Here is an 18,898-nt window from a genome sequence, read left to right on the forward strand (position 1 = left end):
CGTTTGGCCGAAAACGGAAAGGATCGGGTGCCATGACCATCAAATTGCAGAAGCCGGACATCACCGAGCTGAAGCCACGGATCACCGTTTTCGGTGTCGGCGGCGGCGGCGGCAATGCCGTCAACAACATGATCAATGCAGGCCTTGAAGGCGTCGACTTCGTTGTCGCCAACACCGACGCGCAGGCGCTGTCGATGACCAAGGCCACGCGCATCATCCAGATGGGCGTTGCAGTCACCGAAGGCCTCGGCGCCGGTTCGCGTCCGGAAGTCGGCCGCGCTGCCGCCGAAGAGTGCATCGACGAGATCGTCGATCACCTGAACGGCACGCATATGTGCTTCGTCACCGCCGGCATGGGCGGCGGCACCGGCACCGGTGCTGCTCCGGTCGTCGCGCAGGCAGCCCGTCAGAAGGGTATTCTGACGGTCGGCGTCGTCACCAAGCCGTTCCACTTCGAAGGCGGCCGCCGCATGCGCGTTGCCGATGCCGGCATCGAAGAGCTGCAGGCTTGCGTCGATACGCTGATCGTCATCCCGAACCAGAACCTGTTCCGGATCGCCAACGAGAAGACGACATTCGCCGACGCCTTCGGCATGGCCGACCAGGTGCTGTATTCGGGCGTCGCCTGCATCACCGACCTCATGGTCAAGGAAGGCCTCATCAACCTCGATTTCGCCGACGTTCGTTCGGTGATGCGTGAGATGGGCAAGGCGATGATGGGTACGGGCGAAGCATCCGGCGAAGGCCGCGCCATGGCCGCTGCCGAAGCTGCAATCGCCAACCCGCTGCTCGACGAAACCTCCATGAAGGGCGCACAAGGGCTGCTGATCTCGATCACCGGCGGCCGTGACATGACGCTGTTCGAAGTGGACGAAGCAGCGACCCGCATTCGCGAAGAAGTCGACCCGGATGCCAACATCATCCTCGGCGCGACGTTCGACGAAGAACTCGAAGGCCTCATTCGCGTGTCGGTCGTTGCCACCGGCATCGACAAGGCTGCAGCCGAAATCGGCGGTGCTCAGGCCGGACAGCAGCGTCAGGAAGTGCGTCCCGCCCAGCGCGTTGCCGCACCTCAGGCTGCCCAGCCGGCTGCTCCGCGTGCGGTTGCCCCTGCGCCGGTCCAGCATCAGCCCGCACCGGTTCGCGAAGTGGTGTCCGAGCAGACGCTTGCAGCCTCGCTGAAGTCTGCCGAAGCGGAAATCGAGCGCGAACTGCGCATCGAGCCGATCGCACAGGCCGACGATTTCGTGCCGCAGAGCCGCCTCTTTGCAAACGCACCGCAGCCGGAAGCTCCGGCACCGCGTCCGATGGCTGGCTATCATGTTCCGCCGACGCCGCGTCCTGTCGAGGCTCCGGCTCCGCAGGCGATGGCTCCGGTCGAGCCGGCACGCATGCCGCGGGTCGAAGACTTCCCGCCGGTCGTTCAGGCCGAGATGGAGCATCGCCAGGCTCCGCGGACCGAGCCTGCTGCCGACGAGCGTGGCCCGATGGGCCTTCTGAAGCGCCTGTCGAACAGCCTTGGCCGTCGCGACGAGGAAGAAGCACCGCGTGCAGCGCCCCGTGCGCCGGCCGCAGAGGAGCGTCGCAGCCTCTCGCCAGAGGCGAGCCTCTACGCGCCGCGTCGTGGACAGCTCGACGACCAGGGCCGCGCGGTTCAGGCCAAGCGCGTTTCCCAGGACGACGACCAGCTGGAAATTCCGGCCTTCCTGCGCCGTCAGGCCAACTGAGTCGCGCCACAGTATCGCCTTCCGGCAGCATCCTTCTCTGATGCTGCCGGAAGGTCTCCATCTCGCAAGTCATTGTAAATGCTTTAGAATTCCGACAAGACGGGTTGCAAGATTTCGAAACAATCCGTGATTTTGCCGGCCTGAGCCTCGCCCGTATCTTCCGCATCCACCGGGAGGCTGGGGCTGGCGAACGTTCGAACTGCGTGAATGCCCTTGGGACTACAGACGATCGAACCGCGAAGGGATCGATCGCGACAACGCAGCGGGCAATTTTATGATTTCAATTTCTTCCGGCAACCAGACCACCATTGCGCACCACGTCTCGCTTTCCGGCATCGGTGTTCATAGTGGTGCCGAAGTGACCGTTCGTCTTCACCCGGGTGACATCGACAGCGGCGTGATCTTCCGCCGCGTCTTTGCCGACGGCCGCCGAGAAGACATTCGTGCGGTGTCGTCGAAGGTCGTCGCGACGGATCTCTGCACCGTCATCGGCAGCGTCAGCGGCGCGACCATCGGCACGATCGAGCATGTGATGGCAGCCATCGCCGCTCTCGACGTGGACAACATTATTATCGAAGTCGACGGCGCCGAGATGCCGATCATGGACGGCTCGGCCCGGGCGTTCGTCGAAGCCATCGACGAGGCTGGGATCGTCCAACTGGAGGCACGCCGCCGCTTCATTCGCGTGCGCAAGCCCGTGCGTGTCGAGATGGGCGGGTCCTGGGGCGAATTTCTGCCGCATGGAACGACGCGCTATGAGGTCACGATCGACTTCGACAGCGCCGCGATCGGCCGTCAGGTGTGGGCAGGGGACGTCACCGCTGGCGTGTTTCGTTCCGAACTCGCCCGTTCGCGCACGTTCGGCTTCATGCGCGACGTGGAAAAGCTGTGGGCCGCCGGCTTTGCGCTCGGCGCATCGCTCGAAAACGCCGTGGTCGTCTCCGACGATGACAGCGTCATCAACGCCGAGGGTTTGCGCTACTCCGACGAGTTCGTGCGCCACAAGACGCTCGATGCCGTCGGTGATCTGGCACTCGCCGGCGCGCCGATCATCGGGTGCTTCCGCTCCTATCGCGGCGGGCACAAGCTGAACGCCATCGCGCTGAAAGCGCTGCTCGACGATCTATCCGCCTACGATATCGTCGAAGCGCCGTCGGCCGGGGCTCAGCGCTTTCGCAGGGCGGATCTGGTTGCGGTATCGCCCTCATTTACTCCATGGGCGCATTAGTCGTAGCGCCAAACCGCTGCCGTCACAAAAATGCGCCAATATCGGCACAGTTACGGGCCGGCTCAGGCATTGAGGCCAGCGGCGAATGCCGCTAGAAGGCCAAGGTTCGCATTGGACATCTTGAAAGGGTTTTGGCGCGCATGACAGTCAAGGTTCGGCAACAGTCCGGGAGCTCGCTTGCGAGAAGCGCGGCGCTTGGTCTTCTGGTCGCCGTCGCGGGCGTCGCTGCAGGCTGCCAGACGGAACCCGATATCGATATCACCGCTCTTGCGAGCGACATCGATCCGCCGGATGTTCTCTACAACCAGGGCCTGGCGAACCTGCAGGGCGGGCGCCTGACCGAGGCTGCGCGCAAGTTCGAAGCGATCGATCGCCAGCATCCCTATTCGGAGTTTGCCCGGCGTGCGCTCGTCATGAACGCTTTCGTCAAGTATCGCCAGGGTGACTACGACGAAGCGGTGAATGGTGCGAGCCGCTATCTCAGCCTTTATCCGGGCGACGAAGATGCTGCTTACGCGCAGTACATCATCGGCCTGTCCTATTTCCGGCAGATCCGCGACGTGACGCAGGATCAGCGCGATTCGGCCCGCGCCATTCAGGCCATGCAGGCCGTCGTCGATCGCTATCCCGACTCCGAATATGTCGAGGACGCACAGGCCAAGATCCGTTTCGCCCGCGACCAGCTCGCCGGCAAGGAAATGCAGGTCGGCCGCTACTATCTCGAGCGTCGCGAATATGTCGCCGCCATCAACCGCTTCCGCAACGTCGTCGAGCGCTATCCGAACACGCGCCAGGTCGAGGAAGCGCTCGCCCGTCTCGTCGAAGCGAATTACGCGCTCGGCCTGACTGACGAAGCGCAGACGGCTGCTGCGGTGCTTGGCCATAACTATCCGGACAGCCAGTGGTATGCGGATTCCTACGCATTGCTGCAGACCGGCGGGCTGCAGCCGCGTGAAAACACCGGCTCCTGGATTTCACGGGCCGGCGCAGCCCTTATCGGCCCGGATGCTTGATCTTCGGAACCCACCGGCCCAAGAAGGGTTTGGTGGGTTCTTCGTCTGCTGATCGTTCATCCGTTTTTGCCGACTCTCCGAGCGAAGGTTCATGCTGGCACAGCTGTCGATTCGCGATATCGTTCTGATCGAGCGGCTCGACCTGAACTTCGAGCGCGGCCTGTCCGTGCTGACCGGGGAAACCGGCGCAGGGAAGTCCATTCTTCTCGACTCCCTTTCGCTCGCACTCGGCGCGCGCGGCGATGGCAGCCTTGTGCGCCAGGGTGCCGAACGCGGCCAAGTGACGGCCGTCTTCGATGTCGGGCAGGATCATCCAGCGCGCCAGCTCCTGCGTCAAAATGGTCTCGATGACGATGGCGACCTGATCCTGCGGCGCATCCAAAGTGCCGACGGCCGCACGCGGGTTTTTGTCAACGACCAGCCGACCAGCGTCGCCACCATGCGTGACATCGGCCGGTTGCTCGTCGAGATCCATGGCCAACACGATGATCGCGCCCTGATCGACACGGACGGGCACCGGCTTCTTCTCGATGCCTTTGGCGGACTGACCGGCGAGGCCGAAGCGCTTGCCGGTCTCTATCGGCGTTGGCGCGATGCCGTCCGGGCGCTCGATATCCATCGCGCCAAGGTCGATGCCGCGGCACGCGAAGCCGATTATTTGCGCGCGGCCTTTGCCGAGCTCGATCAGTTGTCGCCTCTCGACGGCGAGGAGGACGAATTGGCCGGTCGCCGGGCAGACATGATGAAATCCGAGCGCATCGCCAGCGACATCAAGGAAGCCGAGGACGTGCTTTCCGGGCAGGGGTCTCCCGTGCCGCTCCTGAGTTCGCTCGTGCGGCGCCTTGAGCGCAAGTCCCAGGAAGCCCCGGGGCTGCTTGAGGAAACTGTGCTGGCACTCGATGCGGCGCTTGCAGCCCTTGGCGAGGCTCAGATGGCGATCGAGGCTGCCATGCGGAAGGCCGATTACGATCCGGCCGAACTGGAGCGGACGGAAGAGCGGCTGTTCGCGCTGCGTGCCGCCGCCCGCAAGCACAACGTTCCCGTCTCCGAACTGCCCGCGCTCGCCCAGCGCATGATGGACGATCTCGCCGATCTCGATGCAGGCGAGGAAAAGCTGCAGCATCTCGAAGCAGCCGTAGGGGAAACCCGCGCGCATTTCGATGCGGCCGCGCGCTCGCTGTCAGACAAGCGCGGTCATACGGCCAAGGCGCTTGCCGCTGCCGTGATGGCCGAACTGCCGGCCCTGAAGCTGGAGCGGGCCGAATTCCTCATCGAAGTCGACAGCGATCCGGAGAAGCCGACGGCTGACGGGATCGATCGGGTCGAGTTCCAGGTGCGCACCAACCCGGGCACGCGCGCCGGTCCGATCATGAAGGTTGCCTCCGGTGGCGAGCTTTCGCGCTTCCTGCTTGCGCTGAAGGTGGCGCTTGCCGATCGGGGATCGGCACCGACGCTGGTCTTCGATGAAATCGACACCGGTGTGGGCGGTGCGGTCGCCGATGCGATCGGCCAGCGTTTGCGCAGGCTGGCGGGTCAGGTGCAGGTGCTTTCGGTGACGCACGCGCCGCAGGTGGCCGCACGTGCCTCGACGCATCTTCTGATCGCCAAGGGGCCGAACGATTCCAACGCCATTGCAACGCGTGTCACCGAAATCGACGCCGATGGCCGCCAAGAAGAGATTGCCCGCATGTTGGCCGGCGCGACCGTGACGACAGAGGCGCGGGCGGCAGCAGCACGCCTGCTGTCGGAAAACGCCTGAGGCTTGAGCCGATGAGGGCTGTTTTCGCGGCCTGACCTGCCATATGGAATGGGCGTTTAGACCAGTCACTGGAGCGCCAGCAGATGCCGACCTCGTTCGATCCGAATGTCCGCAAGACCCCGATCGACAAGATGGACGAAACCGAGGCCGCCGAACTTCTACAAAGCATCTCGGCGGAACTTGCCGAGCATGACAAGCGCTACCACCAGGAAGACGCTCCGGTCATCTCGGATGCAGATTACGATGCGCTGAAGCAGCGCTATCTCGCGATCGAAGCCCATTTCCCGCATTTGAAGCCCGCCGAGGCGCCGTCCGACAAGGTTGGCGCGGAAGCGGCAACGGGTTTCGGCAAGGTGGTCCACCGCGTCGGCATGCTGTCGCTCGACAATGCGTTTTCCGATGAGGATGTGTCCGATTTCGTCGAGCGGGTGCGGCGATTCCTGCGGATCGGCTCCGACACCGAACTGGCTTTCACGGCCGAGCCGAAGATCGATGGCCTGTCGCTCTCCCTGCGCTACGAAGACGGCGAATTGGTCACGGCGGCCACCCGCGGCAACGGTGCCGTTGGCGAAAACGTCACGCCCAATGCCCGCACGATCAAGGATATTCCGACAACGCTGCCGAAGGGCGCGCCGGCCGTGCTCGAAGTGCGTGGTGAGGTCTATATGACGCGCGAAGATTTCGTCGCGCTCAACCAGCGCCAAGCGGAACTCGGAAAGCAGACCTACGTCAATCCGCGCAACACGGCTGCCGGGTCGCTACGCCAGCTCGATGCGTCGCTGACGGCCGAGCGCTCGCTCAAATTCTTCGCCTATGCCTGGGGCGAAGTGCTGCCCGGTCTGCCAGCCGATACCCAGTATGCCATGGTCGAAACACTGGCCGACTATGGCTTCCACACCAACGATCTGATGCGACGGCTCTCCACCGTCGAGGACCTGCTGGAGCACTATCACGCCATAGAGCGGGTGCGCGCCGAACTGCCCTATGACATCGACGGCGTCGTCTACAAGGTGGACGAGATCGCGCTGCAACAGCGGCTTGGCTTCGTGTCACGCTCGCCGCGCTGGGCGATCGCGCACAAATTTCCGGCCGAGAAGGCCTTCACGATCCTCAACGCCATCGACATCCAGGTCGGCCGCACCGGCGCGCTGACGCCGGTCGCACGGTTGGAACCGGTCACCGTCGGCGGCGTGGTCGTGACAAACGCGACGCTCCACAATGCGGAAGAGATCGCCCGGCTCGGCGTCAAGATCGGCGACACGGTCGAGATCCAACGGGCCGGCGACGTCATCCCGCAGGTGTTGCGGGTCGAGAAGAGCCCGGAAGACGCGGTGGCATTCGAGTTTCCGACCATTTGCCCCTGTCACCTGAAGACGCCGATCGTGCGCGAAGAGACGGCTGGCGGCGTCGAGGGCGTGGTGCGCCGGTGTTCGGGCGAATTTGCCTGTCCCTATCAGCGCAAGGAGCATCTGAAGCACTTCGTGTCGCGCAAGGCGTTCGACATCGATGGCCTCGGCGAGAAGCAGATCGAGTATTTCTTCGACGACGAGACGCTCTTCGTTCGCCAGCCTGCGGACATCTTCACGCTGAAGGCGCGTGATGCTGTCGAAGATCTGCGCAAGCTCAAGAACCGTGAAGGCTATGGAGCCACCTCGGCGCAGAAGCTGTTCGATGCGATCGAAGCGCGCCGCACGGTGCCGCTCGAGCGGCTGATCTTCTCGCTCGGCATCCGGCATGTGGGGGAATCGACCGCGAAGACGCTCGCGCGCGCTTACGGAAACTGGGACGGGTTCCAGCAGGCCGCGCACGCGGTTGCGGCAGGGGACGCGCAGGCACGCGAAGAGATGGACGCTCTGGACGATATCGGCCCCGCCGTCATCGACGCCGTCGGGCGCTTTTTCGGCGAGGCGCACAATGTCGCGATGGTCGACGCGCTCGTCGCGGAACTCACCGTGGAGGAGGCCGAGAAGCCGCAAAGCGATTCTCCTGTTGCCGGCAAGACAGTGGTCTTCACGGGTGCGCTGGAGCGGATGACGCGCGATGAGGCCAAGGCGATGGCCGAGCGGCTCGGCGCGAAAGTCGCCGGGTCGGTTTCCGCGAAAACCGATCTTCTGGTGGCGGGCCTGGGCGCTGGATCGAAGCTGAAAAAGGCGCAGGAACTGGGCGTAGAGACGACCGACGAGGATGGCTGGTTCACGCTGATCGGCGCCTGAGAACTGGCATCGTTAGCATCAGCAATATGCAAGCGAGCGTCAGGCCTTTTCATTTGACTTGACCATGGCGACGGAAAGATAGTGCGCATGCTCACGGCCATGCGCCGTTTCGGGGTTTCACCGATGAAACTTCGCCTCTGCTGATACTCTCGATCGGACCATCATGACCGTCTCGTTCAAGCGCGATTTCCTCGCCGGTATGCGTCAATGCGTTCCGGTGGTGGTAGCCGCCGCACCCTTCGGCCTCCTGTTCGGAGCGCTTGCCGTCGACAACGGTTTGACCGTCGGCGAGGCGGTGCTGATGAGCGCGACGATCTATGCGGGCGCCAGCCAGATGGTCGGCATCGATCTCTTCAATGGATCGGCCGCGCCCTGGCTGATCGTTCTGTCGATCTTCGCGGTCAACTTCCGCCACGTTCTGTATTCGGCAGCGGTCGGACGTCGTATCAGCCACTTCTCGCTGTGGCAGAAGGCGGTTGCGTTCTTCCTGCTCATCGATCCGGTCTATGCTGAAACCGAGCGGCGCAGCGAAGCGGGCAAGTCGATGACCTTCGCCTGGTATCTCGGGATCGGCCTGCCGGTCTATCTGTCCTGGGTGGCGGAGGGCTATCTCGGCGCCGTCTTCGGCGGCTTGATCGAAAACCCCGAAGAATTCGGCATCGACTTCCTGCTGCCGCTTTACTTCATGGCTCTCGTGCTTGGGTTCCGCTCGCGCAAGAACTGGCTGCCGGTGGTGCTTGCCAGCGGGCTCGGATCGATCGCCGGCTTCCATTTCATCGGCTCGCCCTGGCACGTCTCGATCGGCGCGATCATCGGCATCGCCGTCGCCGCGATCATCGCGGATACGAGGCCGCCTCAGAACGTCAAAGCCCCCGTCGGCAGCGAGGCTTCCCGGTGATGGACGGCTTCAGCGTCAATGTCTGGATCATCCTCGCAGCCGCGCTCGCGACCTATGCGACGCGGATCGGCGGTCATCTGATCCTGTCGCGGTTCGAACGGCTGCATCCGCGCGTCGAGGCAGCGCTCAATGCGGTTCCGGCAGCCGTTCTCACGACGCTCTTTGCGCCGGCCGCGGTCTTCAACGGCACGGCAGAGGCCCTGACCATGGCGGCCGCGATCCTCATCGGACTGGGCCTGCCGATGCTGGCGACCGTCTTCATCGGCACGGCGATCGTGGTGGCACTGCGCGCCTTAATGTGATTTCGCTTATCCTTGATAAGCTCAATGACATCAAGTTTCTGATCTGGCGCGTTTCCGAACGGTGAACCGGTATCCACTTCACCTGGAAACGCTTTGATCGGCTGATCAGAGCGGCGCTGTCGCAGCGTCGAGCCAGGCCCGGTCTTCCGCGCTTTCCAGCATCGGCGTGAGTTCGTGGCGAACGCGGGCGTGGTAGGCATTCAGCCAGGCGTGCTCCTCTTCCGTCAGGAGCGTTGGTTCGACGAGCCTGCGGTCGATGGGGCAAAGTGTCAGCGTTTCGAAGCCGAGCATCGGCTTGTCGCCGCCCTCGATCGCGCGAGGCTCGTGGACGTAGATCAGGTTCTCGATGCGGATGCCGAACGCGCCCTCGCGGTAGTAGCCGGGCTCGTTGGACAAGATCATGCCAGGTAGAAGGGCCTGCGTGCCACGCCGCGAGATCGATTGCGGGCCTTCATGCACCGACAGATACGACCCGACGCCGTGGCCGGTGCCATGGCCGAAATCCGCGCCTGCCTTCCAGAGCGCGATACGGGCAAGTGGATCGAGCTCACTGCCCTTGGTGTTTTCGGGAAAACGCGCCACCGAGATCGCGATCATGCCCTTCAACACCAGCGTGAAGAAGCGCCGCATCTCATCCGTCGGCGTACCGATCGCCACGGTGCGGGTAATGTCGGTCGTGCCTGACACATATTGCCCGCCGGAATCGAGCAGGAACAGTTCGCCGGCCTGGAGCTTGCGATTGGTCTGCTCGTTGACGCGGTAGTGGATGATCGCGCCGTTCGGCCCCGCACCCGAGATCGTTTCGAACGAGACATCCTTGAGCGGCAGCTGGTGGCTCTGGCCGATCCGGCTACGGGTCGCTTCGAGTGTCTTCGCCACCGTGATCTCATCGAGCGAGCCTGGCTGCTGGCGGTCGAGCCAGGCAAGGAACGTCACCATTGCCGCGCCATCGACCAGATGCGCGCGCTGTGATCCGGCAATCTCCACGGCGTTCTTCACGGCGCGGGGCAGGCGGGCAGGGTCGATATCCTCCACAAGCCTGCCACCGGCCGCGGTGATGGCCGTGGCGATTGCCTTTGGCGTCAGAGCAGGGTCGACGAGTACCTTGGCGGCATTCTTGCCAAGGCTGTTGAGTGCAGCGGCAAAGCCCTCCGGCGCCTTCAGGTCCGACAGTTGCGTGAGATAGGCCTTCTCCTCGATACCGAGCTTAGCGTCCTCGATGAAGAGCTGCGGGCGCTGTCCAGGCTGGAAGATCGCGCGGGCGAGGGGATGCGGCGTGTGCGGTACGTCGGCGCCGCGGATATTGAAGGCCCAGGCGACGGAGGACGGATCGGTCATGACGAAGGCATCGGCCTTCTTGGCCGTCACCGCCGCATCGATCTCGGCGATCTTGTCATGCGCGAGCTTGCCGGCATGATCGCGCGACTGGATCGACACTCGGCCGACAGGCGAGGCTGGGCGATCGTCCCAGACCGCATCGAGCGGATTGGAAGACACGGCAACGAGCGTGGCGCCTGCCGATTTCGCCGCCTTTTCCAGGCGTGCGACTTCGCCCGTCGTGTGAAGCCATGGGTCGTAGCCGATGCGCATGCCGGCCGGCGCGTTGCCGGTGATCCATTCCGGCGGCGGATTGTCCACGAGGTCCATGGGCTGGAAGACGTCCATGTCGGTCTGAATTCGAACCTGGGTCGTGTAGCGGCCATCGACGAAGATGAAGGCTTCATTCGGGGTCACCACGCAGGCGCCGGCGGAGCCGGTGAAGCCCGTGAGCCATTGCAGGCGCGCAGCTGATGCCGGCACATATTCGCCCTGGAATTCATCGGCGCGCGGAATGATGAAGGCGCCGATGCCGTGCTCGTCGAATTTTCCGCGCAGTCTCGCGACGCGATCTTTTCCTGTTTCCGGCGACGAGAGCACAGAGAAATTCTGAAACATGGTCCAACCTTCGACCTGAGATGGCACCCGCCTGCTGGCAAAACGGGCCATCGTTAATATTGCGTTGCAGCATGACGGCTTCGCAGTTGCGATAAATGCAAGGCTCCCATGCGCCTCGGGCCCTGCCACTCCCGAAACGAATCTCTATCTTGAGAAGCATGGGAGGCCAAGCAACGCCGGACCAAAGGACACCGACAAATGGCCAAGAACATTTTCCGTACTGCATTCGATCGCGTCATCGAAGCTCGTGAGCGCCAGGTGCGCCGCTACGTCAACGGCGCTCTGCTGTCGTTCGACGACGAAACGCTGAAGACGCTCGGTCGCCGCCGCGAAGACATGGTTCGCGAAGGCTCTTCTTCTTTCCCGTTCTAATCTTTGGATGGTGAAAGCGGAGCCTCCGGCAGGCCTCAGCTCAAATGCAAAGTGACCCAGCCCTCGCGCCACAAGGTCTTTCTGTGGGCGAGGGCTTGGCCGTTATAGGCGGACAGCACTTTCCAGCGCTGCTCTGCAAGAATGCCCGACAGGATGACGCTGCCGCCGGGCGCGAGATGGCGCACGAGTTCGGGCGCCATTGAAATCAGCGGTCTCGCCAGAATGTTGGCGACGATCAGGTCGAACGGGCCTTCGTCCTTAAAGATCCGGGATTGGAAGCCGGGCGCCGTGCGCATCTTGATGCGTGCACCGACTTCGTTCAGCGCGGCATTTTCTGCCGCGATCTTCACTGCAATCGGGTCGATATCGGTCGCGACGACGCGCGCGTTGCATAGCTGCGCGACGGCTATGGCGAGAACGCCGCTGCCGGTCCCGAGATCGAGCGCGCGCTTCGGCTTGCTCCGTCGCACCACCTCGTCGATCATTTCCAGGCAACCGGACGTGGTGCCATGATGGCCCGTGCCGAAAGCCTGGCCGGCATCGATCTCGATCGGCAGGTCACCGGGCCTGATCGCGGCGCGGTCATGCGAGCCATGCACCAGGAAACGACCGGCGCGCACGGGCTTCAAGCCCTCCAGAGACTTGCTGACCCAGTCGATATCTGGAACGTCTTCGTATTCGATCGCCAACGCGCCGAAGTCGGGCTCGAGCACCGCAGCCACCCGTTCGCGCAAATCCGCGATCTCGCTCTCGTCAGCGTAGATCGATGCTTCCCAGACATCTGCCTTCTCATCGATTTCCGACGTGGCGACGGGAAAGCCATCCTCTTCGAAGGCGTTTGAGAGAATGTCGAGGATGCGCGAAGCTTCAGTTTCGCTCGTTTTCACGAAGAGGCGCTTTTGCGACATGAAGATCCTGCGTCCGGGCGTCGCTTTTTCAGCTCAGCCGCCGATGAGATTGCGCAGTTTCTGTACAGCCGTGTCGGCATTTTCGCCATAGGCGATGGTGGAGCGGAAGCGGCCGTTTTCGTCCAGCAGGAATACCGACGCCGTATGGTCCATCGTGTAGTCGCCCTCTGGATCGTTCTCGTCGAGCGGGACCTTGCGCGCGTAGACGTTGAAGCCCTGCACCATCTCGGCGACCGCGCCCGGCTCGCCGGTGATGCCGCCGATGCGATCCGAAACGTTGGAGAGATAGCCGGAGAGAAGCTCCGGAGTATCCCGTTCCGGATCGACTGTCACCATGTAGGCGTTGAGGTCGTCACCCTCTGGGTCGACCTGCTGCATCCAGCCATCGAGTTCGAACAGCGTCGTCGGGCACACGTCTGGGCAGTGGGTGAAGCCGAAGAAGAGGGCCGTCGGCTGACCACGGAAAGCTTCCTCAGTGATCTCCTGGCCCGATGCGTCCACGAGCGCGAAGTCCACGCCATAGGGCTCCTCGCCGCCCGGCCCGGCGCTGCGGGTGAACTGATAGCTCACCCAAGCGAGAACGCCGGCGAAGATGATGACCAGTGCCCATAGGGCAGTGCGGAAGAAAACCATGCGCGTCGATGCCTTCAGCGGCTTTGTTTCGAGCCTGATCTAAAGGCAGATCCCTGCAATGTCAGTAGGATAAATGGGCGCAGCCGTTCACAACCGCGCTATAGGCACCATGCGAGACCGTTCTGCACCATCGCAACGAACATGTCCGTGCCATAGGCCGACCAGCCGGCGAAGGCTGCGCCGGTCATCACCGCCGAGAGTGCGATCGCGATGATCAGCACGCGATTGTTGATGTTGGCTCCATCCATAACGGTAGATTAGCGCGGCTTGCGGTGACGCGCCAGACGGGGTGCTCTTGCCGATGCTCGGTGAAGCAAATAAAGGCCGGCCATGGACGATCACGATGACCTCCTCAAGGACCCGACACCCAAGGTGCACGGCAGTGCCACCGTGCAGGACTGCACGTTCGGCCGGTTCGTGGTGATCGGAGAACGCGTCGTGATGCGCGATGTGACCGTAGGCAACTACTCCTATTTCGAGCGTCATGGCGAAGCGATCTACACCGATGTCGGGCGGTTTTGTTCGATCGCCGCCAATGTTCGGATCAATGCGCTCGAACATCCGATGGAGCGGGTGACCACGCACAAGGTGACCTATCGCCCGAACGAGTTCTTCCGCTTTCACGGCATTGATTATGAGTTTCGCGATCGTCGCCGCTCGAAGCGTGTGACGATCGGCCATGACGTGTGGATCGGTCACGGGGCCGTGGTGATGCCTGGCGTCACGATCGGAACCGGTGCCGTGGTCGGCGCAAACGCCGTCGTCACGCGCGACGTCGACCCCTATACCATCGTCGCCGGCATGCCTGCCAAGCCGCTCCGGACACGGTTCGAGAAAGCGATCATCGATCGGCTGCTGGCTCTCGCCTGGTGGGACTGGCCGGATGAACGCCTGCACGCCGCCATTGCGGACATGCAGACGCTCGACATCGAAGACTTTCTCGACAAATGGGAAGTCGCTGGTGGTTAGGACCAGTCGCGGCAGACATATTTGACGTCGGAGAACGCCTCGATGCCATGGCGTGAACCTTCGCGGCCGAGGCCGGATTGTTTCATGCCGCCAAATGGAATTGGCGCGCCGGTCACTTTGGTTCTGTTCACGCCGATCATGCCGTATTGAAGCTTGCGCGAGAGCCGGTAGATGCGGGCAGGCTTCATCGTGTGGACATAGGCGATCAGCCCGTATTCCGTGGCGTTTGCCGCCCGAACCACTTCGTCCTCGCTGTCGAATGCCGTGATGGCGGCGACCGGGCCAAAGGTTTCCTCGCTCATGATCTTGGCATCGGCCGGCACGTCAGCGAGCACGGTCGGCTCGAAGAAGCGGGGACCGGCTTCGTGTTTTTGGCCCCCGCACAACACTTTCGCGCCTTTGATACGGGCGTCTTCGACCTGTTCGACCTGCTTGTCGATTGCGGCCTCGTTCATCAGCGGCCCGATGTCGGGATCGTCCATGCCTAAGCCGACGGTCAGCGACTTAGTACGTTCGGCAAAGCGCTCGCAGAATGCGTCATAGACCGGGCGTTCGACATAGAAGCGGTTGGCACCGAGGCAATCCTGTCCGGATGTCGCGAATTTGGCCTTGATCGCCTCGTCGACAGCCTTGTCCAGATCGGCATCGGCGAAGACGATGAACGGCGCGTGCCCGCCAAGTTCCAGGCTCAGCCGCTTGATGGTCGGCGCGCTCTGCTCATAGAGCAACCGGCCGATTTCGGTCGATCCCGTAAAGGACAGCGCTCTGACCCGCGCGTCGCTCGTCCAGGTTCCGACGATCGGTGCCGGCTCGCCGATGGCAATGTTGAACACGCCTGCCGGGAAGCCGGCGCGCTCTGCCAGAACGGCGAGCGCCAAGGCCGAGATCGGCGTTTCCTTGGAGGGGTGGATAACCACTGTGCAACCGACCGAGAGTGCAGCAGCGGCCTTGCGGGTGATCATGGCGATGGGGAAATTCCATGGCGTGACGAGTGCTGCCACACCGACCGGCTCGCGCCAGACCTCGACTTCTGCCGAGGGTAGATGCGAGGTCACGCTCATGATGTCGGGGCGTCGGGCTTCCTCGGCAAAAAACTCGATGAAGGATGCGCCGTAATCGATTTCGCCTCGGGCCTCAGAAATCGGCTTTCCCTGTTCCAGCACCATGATGCGGGCGAGGTCTTCCTTGTTCGCCAGGACGAGGTCGTACCAGCGCCGCAGGATCGCCATGCGGTCCTGCGGAAGAAGGTCGGCCCATGCATCGAAGGCAGCGTCTGCGGCATCGACAGCTGCGCGCGCGCCATCCGGTCCCAGAACCTGGAAGGTGGCGATGGTCGATCCGTCGGCAGGGTTGCGCACATCCAGCGTGGCACCGTCCTGGCCGTTGACCCATCGACCGCCGATGAAGGAGCGGTCGCGATAGAGATCAGGGTCGGTCAGTGTAAAGCCGTGGGGCGTAATGTCCGTTTGCGCGTTTGCCGTATCGATTGCCGAAGTGGGCGTCGACATCTGGTCGATCATAAGGTCTTCCTCGCTGTCTGGCCTGAAATCGGGCGCGAGACTGCAGGAAGCGGCCATGGGGTACAACCCCTGGCGGTAAATCAGCTGGAAAAGGCGAGCGCTACTTCTTTTCGAGAAGCAGCGTGCCCTCCTTCTGAAGCCGGCCCTTGATGGTGGTTGCGAGCGAGGCGAGCAGCCATGGCAGGTCGAGCTCGAGCTTGACGACGTTGTCCTCGACATCGAGCCGCCCCGAAATCGTCTGGCCCATCATGCCGGCCTTAAAATCGAGATGATCGCCGGACCACTCCTGCTCGACATTCACGGCGCGACCGGCCACCTGCTCGTGAACACGCTGCAGACCGCCTTCCAGGCGCTGGCGTGCCTCAAGCTTCGTCAAACGGTGGGGGATCTCGACGGTGACGGTCTCTGCCATGGTATCCAAGCGCCTCGCGTAAACGTTATCTATCGCATGTGGCGATTTTGACGCTGGATCGCAAGTCTCATTCAGGCATCGTCGCGGTGATCTTGATGGAGGCATACCAGGCCGACAGATCCGATATCTGTTCGTCGGTCAGGTTCTTGGCAACGACGCTCATCATCTCGTTTTCACGCTCGCCACTGCGAAAGGCCTTCAACTGCTTTTCGAGATAGATCTGGCTTTCGCCGGCGAGGTTCGGCGCGATCGGGATTTGCGCGATGCCGTCGAGACCATGGCATGTCCGGCACTGGCCAGCCAACGTGCGGCCTGATGCGGCATCCTGCGCAAGTGAGGGGGAGGCGATAGAGCAGGCAGCGATAAGTGCCGTTGAAGCAACGATGTAACGCATGTTTTTGATCCTGGCTGAGAAGGACGGCGGGCATGATGCTGCCCGCCGCCGGAACGCATTACTGGGCCTGGGGCGCCTCGTAGGAGATGCGGTAGATCGCGCCTGCCAGGTCGTCCGAGACGAGAATGGACCCGTCCCTCAGCTGCGCCACATCCACCGGACGGCCGAGATATTCCCCGTTCTCGTCGAGCCAGCCTTCGGCGAACGGTACGGTCTCGCCGACATTGCCTTCGGCATCGACGGGGGTGAACATCACGCGTGCCCCGACCGGCTCGGTACGGTTCCAGGACCCGTGCTGGGCCGAGAAGATGCCGTTCTTGTACTCATCCGGAAACTGGTTTCCGCTGTAGAACATCATCCCGAGGTCGGCTGCATGCGCTTCCATCTCGACGACGGGCATCACGACGTCTGCCGGGATCTCGGCATCCTTGTACTCGTTGGTACGGATCGATCCGCCGCCATACCAGGGGAAGCCGAAGTTCTGGCCGGCTTCGGTCTGGCGGTTGATCTCACCGGGCGGGATGTCGTCGCCCATGCCGTCGACCTGGTTATCTGTGAACCAGAGTTCGCCGCTCTCGGGGTGGAAATCCTGGCCGACGGAGTTGCGCACGCCGTGGGTGTAGACTTCGCGATCCGAGCCATCCTGGTTGACGCGAATGATGCCGCCGATGCCCTGCTCGTTGTAGAGATCCATCTTTTCAGCCGGCGGCACGTTGTAGGGCTGGCCGAGCGACACGTAGAGCTTGCCGTCCGGCCCGATGTCGCAGACGCGCGCGGTGTGGTTGTAGCTGACTTCCTCTTCCGGCACGAGTTCACCATCGGCGATGACCGGGACGGCGACGACGTCCGGGCTCTCGTAGAAGAATTCAGCGGCCGGGTACTGCAGAACGCGGTTCTGCTCGGCGATGAACAGCACGCCCTCAGGAGAGAAGCAGGGCCCGTTCGGGATCGCCTTGGCGAGCGACGGCGCGAAATTCTTCACTTCGTCCGCGACGCGGTTCTTGTCGCGATCGGTGACGGCCCAGACTTCGGTCTTGCGGGTGCCGACGAAGACGACGATGCCCTGCGGTCCGACGGCCATGTGACGGGCATCCGGCACGAGGGCATAGAGATCGATGGAGAACCCGTCGGGAAGTTCGATGCGCTCGAGCGTCAAGCGGATCGCATCGGCACTTTCGCTGTTCTGATCGACGGTAATGAACTCGGTGGTGCCGGTGGTGCGGAAGCTGCCAAGCCGCTCCAGCGTGTCGTTGGATTGTGCGAAAGCGGGCACGCAATAGGCAGCGCTTGCCGCCAAGGCGGCACAGATCAATCTGGTCTTCATGTTTTCCTCCCAAGACCGGTGCTCCACCACCGGGTGCAAGAATTAGCGGCCAGATTGCACAACCCGTCAAGGCGGTAATTCTGCCGCTTTGGTACAAGCGCGGATCAGCGCCGTCGAACGGAAATGGATGTGCGCCTTCTGATTCGGCGCTCTTCTTGGGGCAGGCGCGCTCATCCTGCGAGACACTGGCTTGGGATGTGCCGAATCGGGACCGCTCGCCCACGCAGGCCTGTTCAAGATAAACCTTTGGTAACCTGCTATATTTGATGGGTGTCAAACCATGGGGGCTGGTGATAAAATCTATGCTGTCGGGCTGGGCGGCTAAACTGTGACGAGTACTCTGAAGCGGAATGCTGCGTCATATTGGGAGTCCCGGCATGTCCGAGATTGATAATGAAAATAAACTAAGACTGACAGGCGCGATCGTGAGCGCATATGTCGGCAAACACTCCATTCCATCGTCGGAATTGGCGGCTCTGCTGCAAAACGTCTATGCATCGCTCGATCAACTGGCCGCCGGCGAAGTGCCTGCCGAGCCGCTTGTGCCGGCCGTCCCCGTCGCCAAATCGGTGACTCCGGAATACATCATTTCGTTGGAAGACGGCCGCCGGTTCAAATCGCTGAAGCGCCATCTGGCTGCACAATACGGTCTTTCACCCGAAGAATACCGCGCTCGTTGGGGTCTTCCGGCCGATTACCCAATGGTTGCACCGAATTACGCCGCAAAGCGTTCCCAACTGGCAAAGTCCATGGGATTGGGACGCGAAGCCCCACGGTCGGCTCCTCCGCTGCGCGCGGTCGAAAGCCAGTAAATCTTCTCAAGCATGACGATGCGAAAGGCGGTCGCACACCTGCGGCCGCCTTCGCCTCATCTGGATCAGCAGTTGGCGCGAATGCCTTCCTGGTCCTCGGCCGCACGTGCCGTTTGGCAGGCTGCCGAGCGGGTCGCGTCATTCACCGTGTCTTCGGCGGAATTCAGAAAATCACGTGCAGCTTCACCCGCACGATCGATGGCAGGGCCGACGGCATCGGCCGCGTCCTCGGCTGCAGAGCGGGCAGCTTCGCCCGTCTCGCGCGCGGCATTGCCGATAGCGTCCATGGCTTCGCCGGCTTCGCGCGACGTATCGTTGTCTTCGACGCCGGGAGCCGTGGCGTTCCCGGTCTGGCTGGGATCGTCACCGCAAGCAGCCAGGCCGACGAGCGCGGCAAGCAGAATGGGAAGGGCACGGTTCATGATCGGTGGTCCTTAAGCAGTTGTTTTAGCATGAAGTGCTCAAGAACGCGCCTTCGC

The 18,898-nt window shown here is 62.7% G+C and carries 19 protein-coding genes; 10 read left to right on the top strand and 9 right to left on the bottom strand.

What is annotated here, in order from left to right:
- The first annotated feature begins 32 nt into the window (after positions 1-32).
- The 7 genes from ftsZ (at position 33) to PU133_RS08265 (ending at position 9,140) form a co-directional block, all read left to right on the top strand.
- On the top strand, positions 33-1,727 hold the full coding sequence (gene ftsZ / locus PU133_RS08235; protein WP_404864236.1) for a cell division protein FtsZ: 1,695 nt from the start codon (positions 33-35) through the stop codon (positions 1,725-1,727).
- A 274-nt stretch (positions 1,728-2,001) separates the two neighbouring features.
- On the top strand, positions 2,002-2,955 hold the full coding sequence (gene lpxC, locus PU133_RS08240) for a UDP-3-O-acyl-N-acetylglucosamine deacetylase (RefSeq protein ID WP_404864237.1): 954 nt from the start codon (positions 2,002-2,004) through the stop codon (positions 2,953-2,955).
- 140 nt (positions 2,956-3,095) lie between these two features.
- Positions 3,096-3,968: an outer membrane protein assembly factor BamD gene (locus PU133_RS08245; protein ID WP_404864238.1), complete on the top strand. Its 873-nt coding sequence runs from the start codon at positions 3,096-3,098 to the stop codon at positions 3,966-3,968.
- Between the two features lie 91 nt (positions 3,969-4,059).
- A complete protein-coding gene (gene recN / locus PU133_RS08250) occupies positions 4,060-5,727 on the top strand; it encodes a DNA repair protein RecN (RefSeq protein ID WP_404864239.1) in 1,668 nt (555 codons plus the stop codon).
- Positions 5,728-5,810: 83 nt separating this feature from the next.
- A complete protein-coding gene (gene ligA, locus PU133_RS08255) occupies positions 5,811-7,940 on the top strand; it encodes an NAD-dependent DNA ligase LigA (RefSeq protein WP_404864240.1) in 2,130 nt (709 codons plus the stop codon).
- Positions 7,941-8,103: 163 nt separating this feature from the next.
- Positions 8,104-8,838 (top strand): AzlC family ABC transporter permease, encoded by a 735-nt coding sequence (locus PU133_RS08260; protein ID WP_404864241.1) that lies wholly within the window; start codon positions 8,104-8,106, stop codon positions 8,836-8,838.
- Positions 8,838-9,140 carry an AzlD family protein gene (locus PU133_RS08265; protein WP_404864242.1) on the top strand — a complete coding sequence of 101 codons (303 nt, stop codon included), beginning with the start codon at positions 8,838-8,840 and terminating at the stop codon, positions 9,138-9,140. Before PU133_RS08260 ends, PU133_RS08265 begins: the two co-directional genes overlap by 1 nt.
- A 105-nt stretch (positions 9,141-9,245) precedes the next feature.
- Here PU133_RS08265 and PU133_RS08270 read toward each other — a convergent pair whose 3' ends face one another.
- Complete coding sequence (locus PU133_RS08270; RefSeq protein ID WP_404864243.1) at positions 9,246-11,075, bottom strand: aminopeptidase P family protein; 1,830 nt, start codon at positions 11,073-11,075, stop codon at positions 9,246-9,248.
- 198 nt (positions 11,076-11,273) lie between these two features.
- On the opposite strand from PU133_RS08270, the gene PU133_RS08275 reads away from it, so the two are divergent.
- The gene (locus tag PU133_RS08275; RefSeq protein WP_164527824.1) at positions 11,274-11,447 is read left to right on the top strand and encodes a hypothetical protein; all 174 of its coding nucleotides are present in this window, start codon (positions 11,274-11,276) and stop codon (positions 11,445-11,447) included.
- 35 nt (positions 11,448-11,482) lie between these two features.
- Here PU133_RS08275 and PU133_RS08280 read toward each other — a convergent pair whose 3' ends face one another.
- The 3 genes from PU133_RS08280 to PU133_RS08290 form a co-directional block, all read right to left on the bottom strand.
- Positions 11,483-12,355, bottom strand: a complete 873-nt coding sequence (locus PU133_RS08280) for a 50S ribosomal protein L11 methyltransferase (RefSeq protein WP_404864244.1) — start codon at positions 12,353-12,355, stop codon at positions 11,483-11,485.
- A gap of 33 nt (positions 12,356-12,388) precedes the next feature.
- Positions 12,389-12,988, bottom strand: a complete 600-nt coding sequence (locus PU133_RS08285) for an SCO family protein (protein WP_404864245.1) — start codon at positions 12,986-12,988, stop codon at positions 12,389-12,391.
- Between the two features lie 98 nt (positions 12,989-13,086).
- Entirely contained in the window at positions 13,087-13,236 is a 150-nt protein-coding gene (locus PU133_RS08290) for a hypothetical protein (RefSeq protein ID WP_404864246.1), read from the bottom strand.
- Between the two features lie 82 nt (positions 13,237-13,318).
- Here PU133_RS08290 and PU133_RS08295 point away from each other — a divergent pair, with 82 nt between their 5' ends.
- Entirely contained in the window at positions 13,319-13,957 is a 639-nt protein-coding gene (locus PU133_RS08295; protein WP_126009470.1) for a DapH/DapD/GlmU-related protein, read from the top strand.
- Here the strand turns inward: PU133_RS08295 and PU133_RS08300 are convergent.
- The 4 genes from PU133_RS08300 to PU133_RS08315 all read right to left on the bottom strand — a co-directional run bounded on the left by PU133_RS08300 (position 13,954) and on the right by PU133_RS08315 (position 17,607).
- Positions 13,954-15,477, bottom strand: a complete 1,524-nt coding sequence (locus tag PU133_RS08300) for an NAD-dependent succinate-semialdehyde dehydrogenase (RefSeq protein ID WP_404864247.1) — start codon at positions 15,475-15,477, stop codon at positions 13,954-13,956. The genes PU133_RS08295 and PU133_RS08300 overlap by 4 nt on opposite strands.
- Positions 15,478-15,577: 100 nt before the next feature.
- Positions 15,578-15,889 carry a polyhydroxyalkanoic acid system family protein gene (locus tag PU133_RS08305; protein ID WP_126009474.1) on the bottom strand — a complete coding sequence of 104 codons (312 nt, stop codon included), beginning with the start codon at positions 15,887-15,889 and terminating at the stop codon, positions 15,578-15,580.
- A gap of 67 nt (positions 15,890-15,956) precedes the next feature.
- Positions 15,957-16,283, bottom strand: coding sequence for a c-type cytochrome (locus PU133_RS08310; protein ID WP_404864248.1), 327 nt, complete (start codon positions 16,281-16,283; stop codon positions 15,957-15,959).
- A gap of 58 nt (positions 16,284-16,341) precedes the next feature.
- Positions 16,342-17,607 (bottom strand): PQQ-dependent sugar dehydrogenase, encoded by a 1,266-nt coding sequence (locus PU133_RS08315; RefSeq protein ID WP_404864249.1) that lies wholly within the window; start codon positions 17,605-17,607, stop codon positions 16,342-16,344.
- A 377-nt stretch (positions 17,608-17,984) separates the two neighbouring features.
- Between PU133_RS08315 and PU133_RS08320 the strand changes: the two genes are divergently transcribed.
- Positions 17,985-18,419, top strand: a complete 435-nt coding sequence (locus PU133_RS08320) for a MucR family transcriptional regulator (protein ID WP_126009480.1) — start codon at positions 17,985-17,987, stop codon at positions 18,417-18,419.
- Positions 18,420-18,484: 65 nt separating this feature from the next.
- Here PU133_RS08320 and PU133_RS08325 read toward each other — a convergent pair whose 3' ends face one another.
- Positions 18,485-18,841 carry a hypothetical protein gene (locus tag PU133_RS08325; protein ID WP_404864250.1) on the bottom strand — a complete coding sequence of 119 codons (357 nt, stop codon included), beginning with the start codon at positions 18,839-18,841 and terminating at the stop codon, positions 18,485-18,487.
- Between the last annotated feature and the right edge of the window lie 57 nt (positions 18,842-18,898).

Origin of the sequence: Georhizobium sp. MAB10, from assembly GCF_045012825.1 — a bacterium.
Classification (GTDB): domain Bacteria; phylum Pseudomonadota; class Alphaproteobacteria; order Rhizobiales; family Rhizobiaceae; genus Georhizobium; species Georhizobium profundi.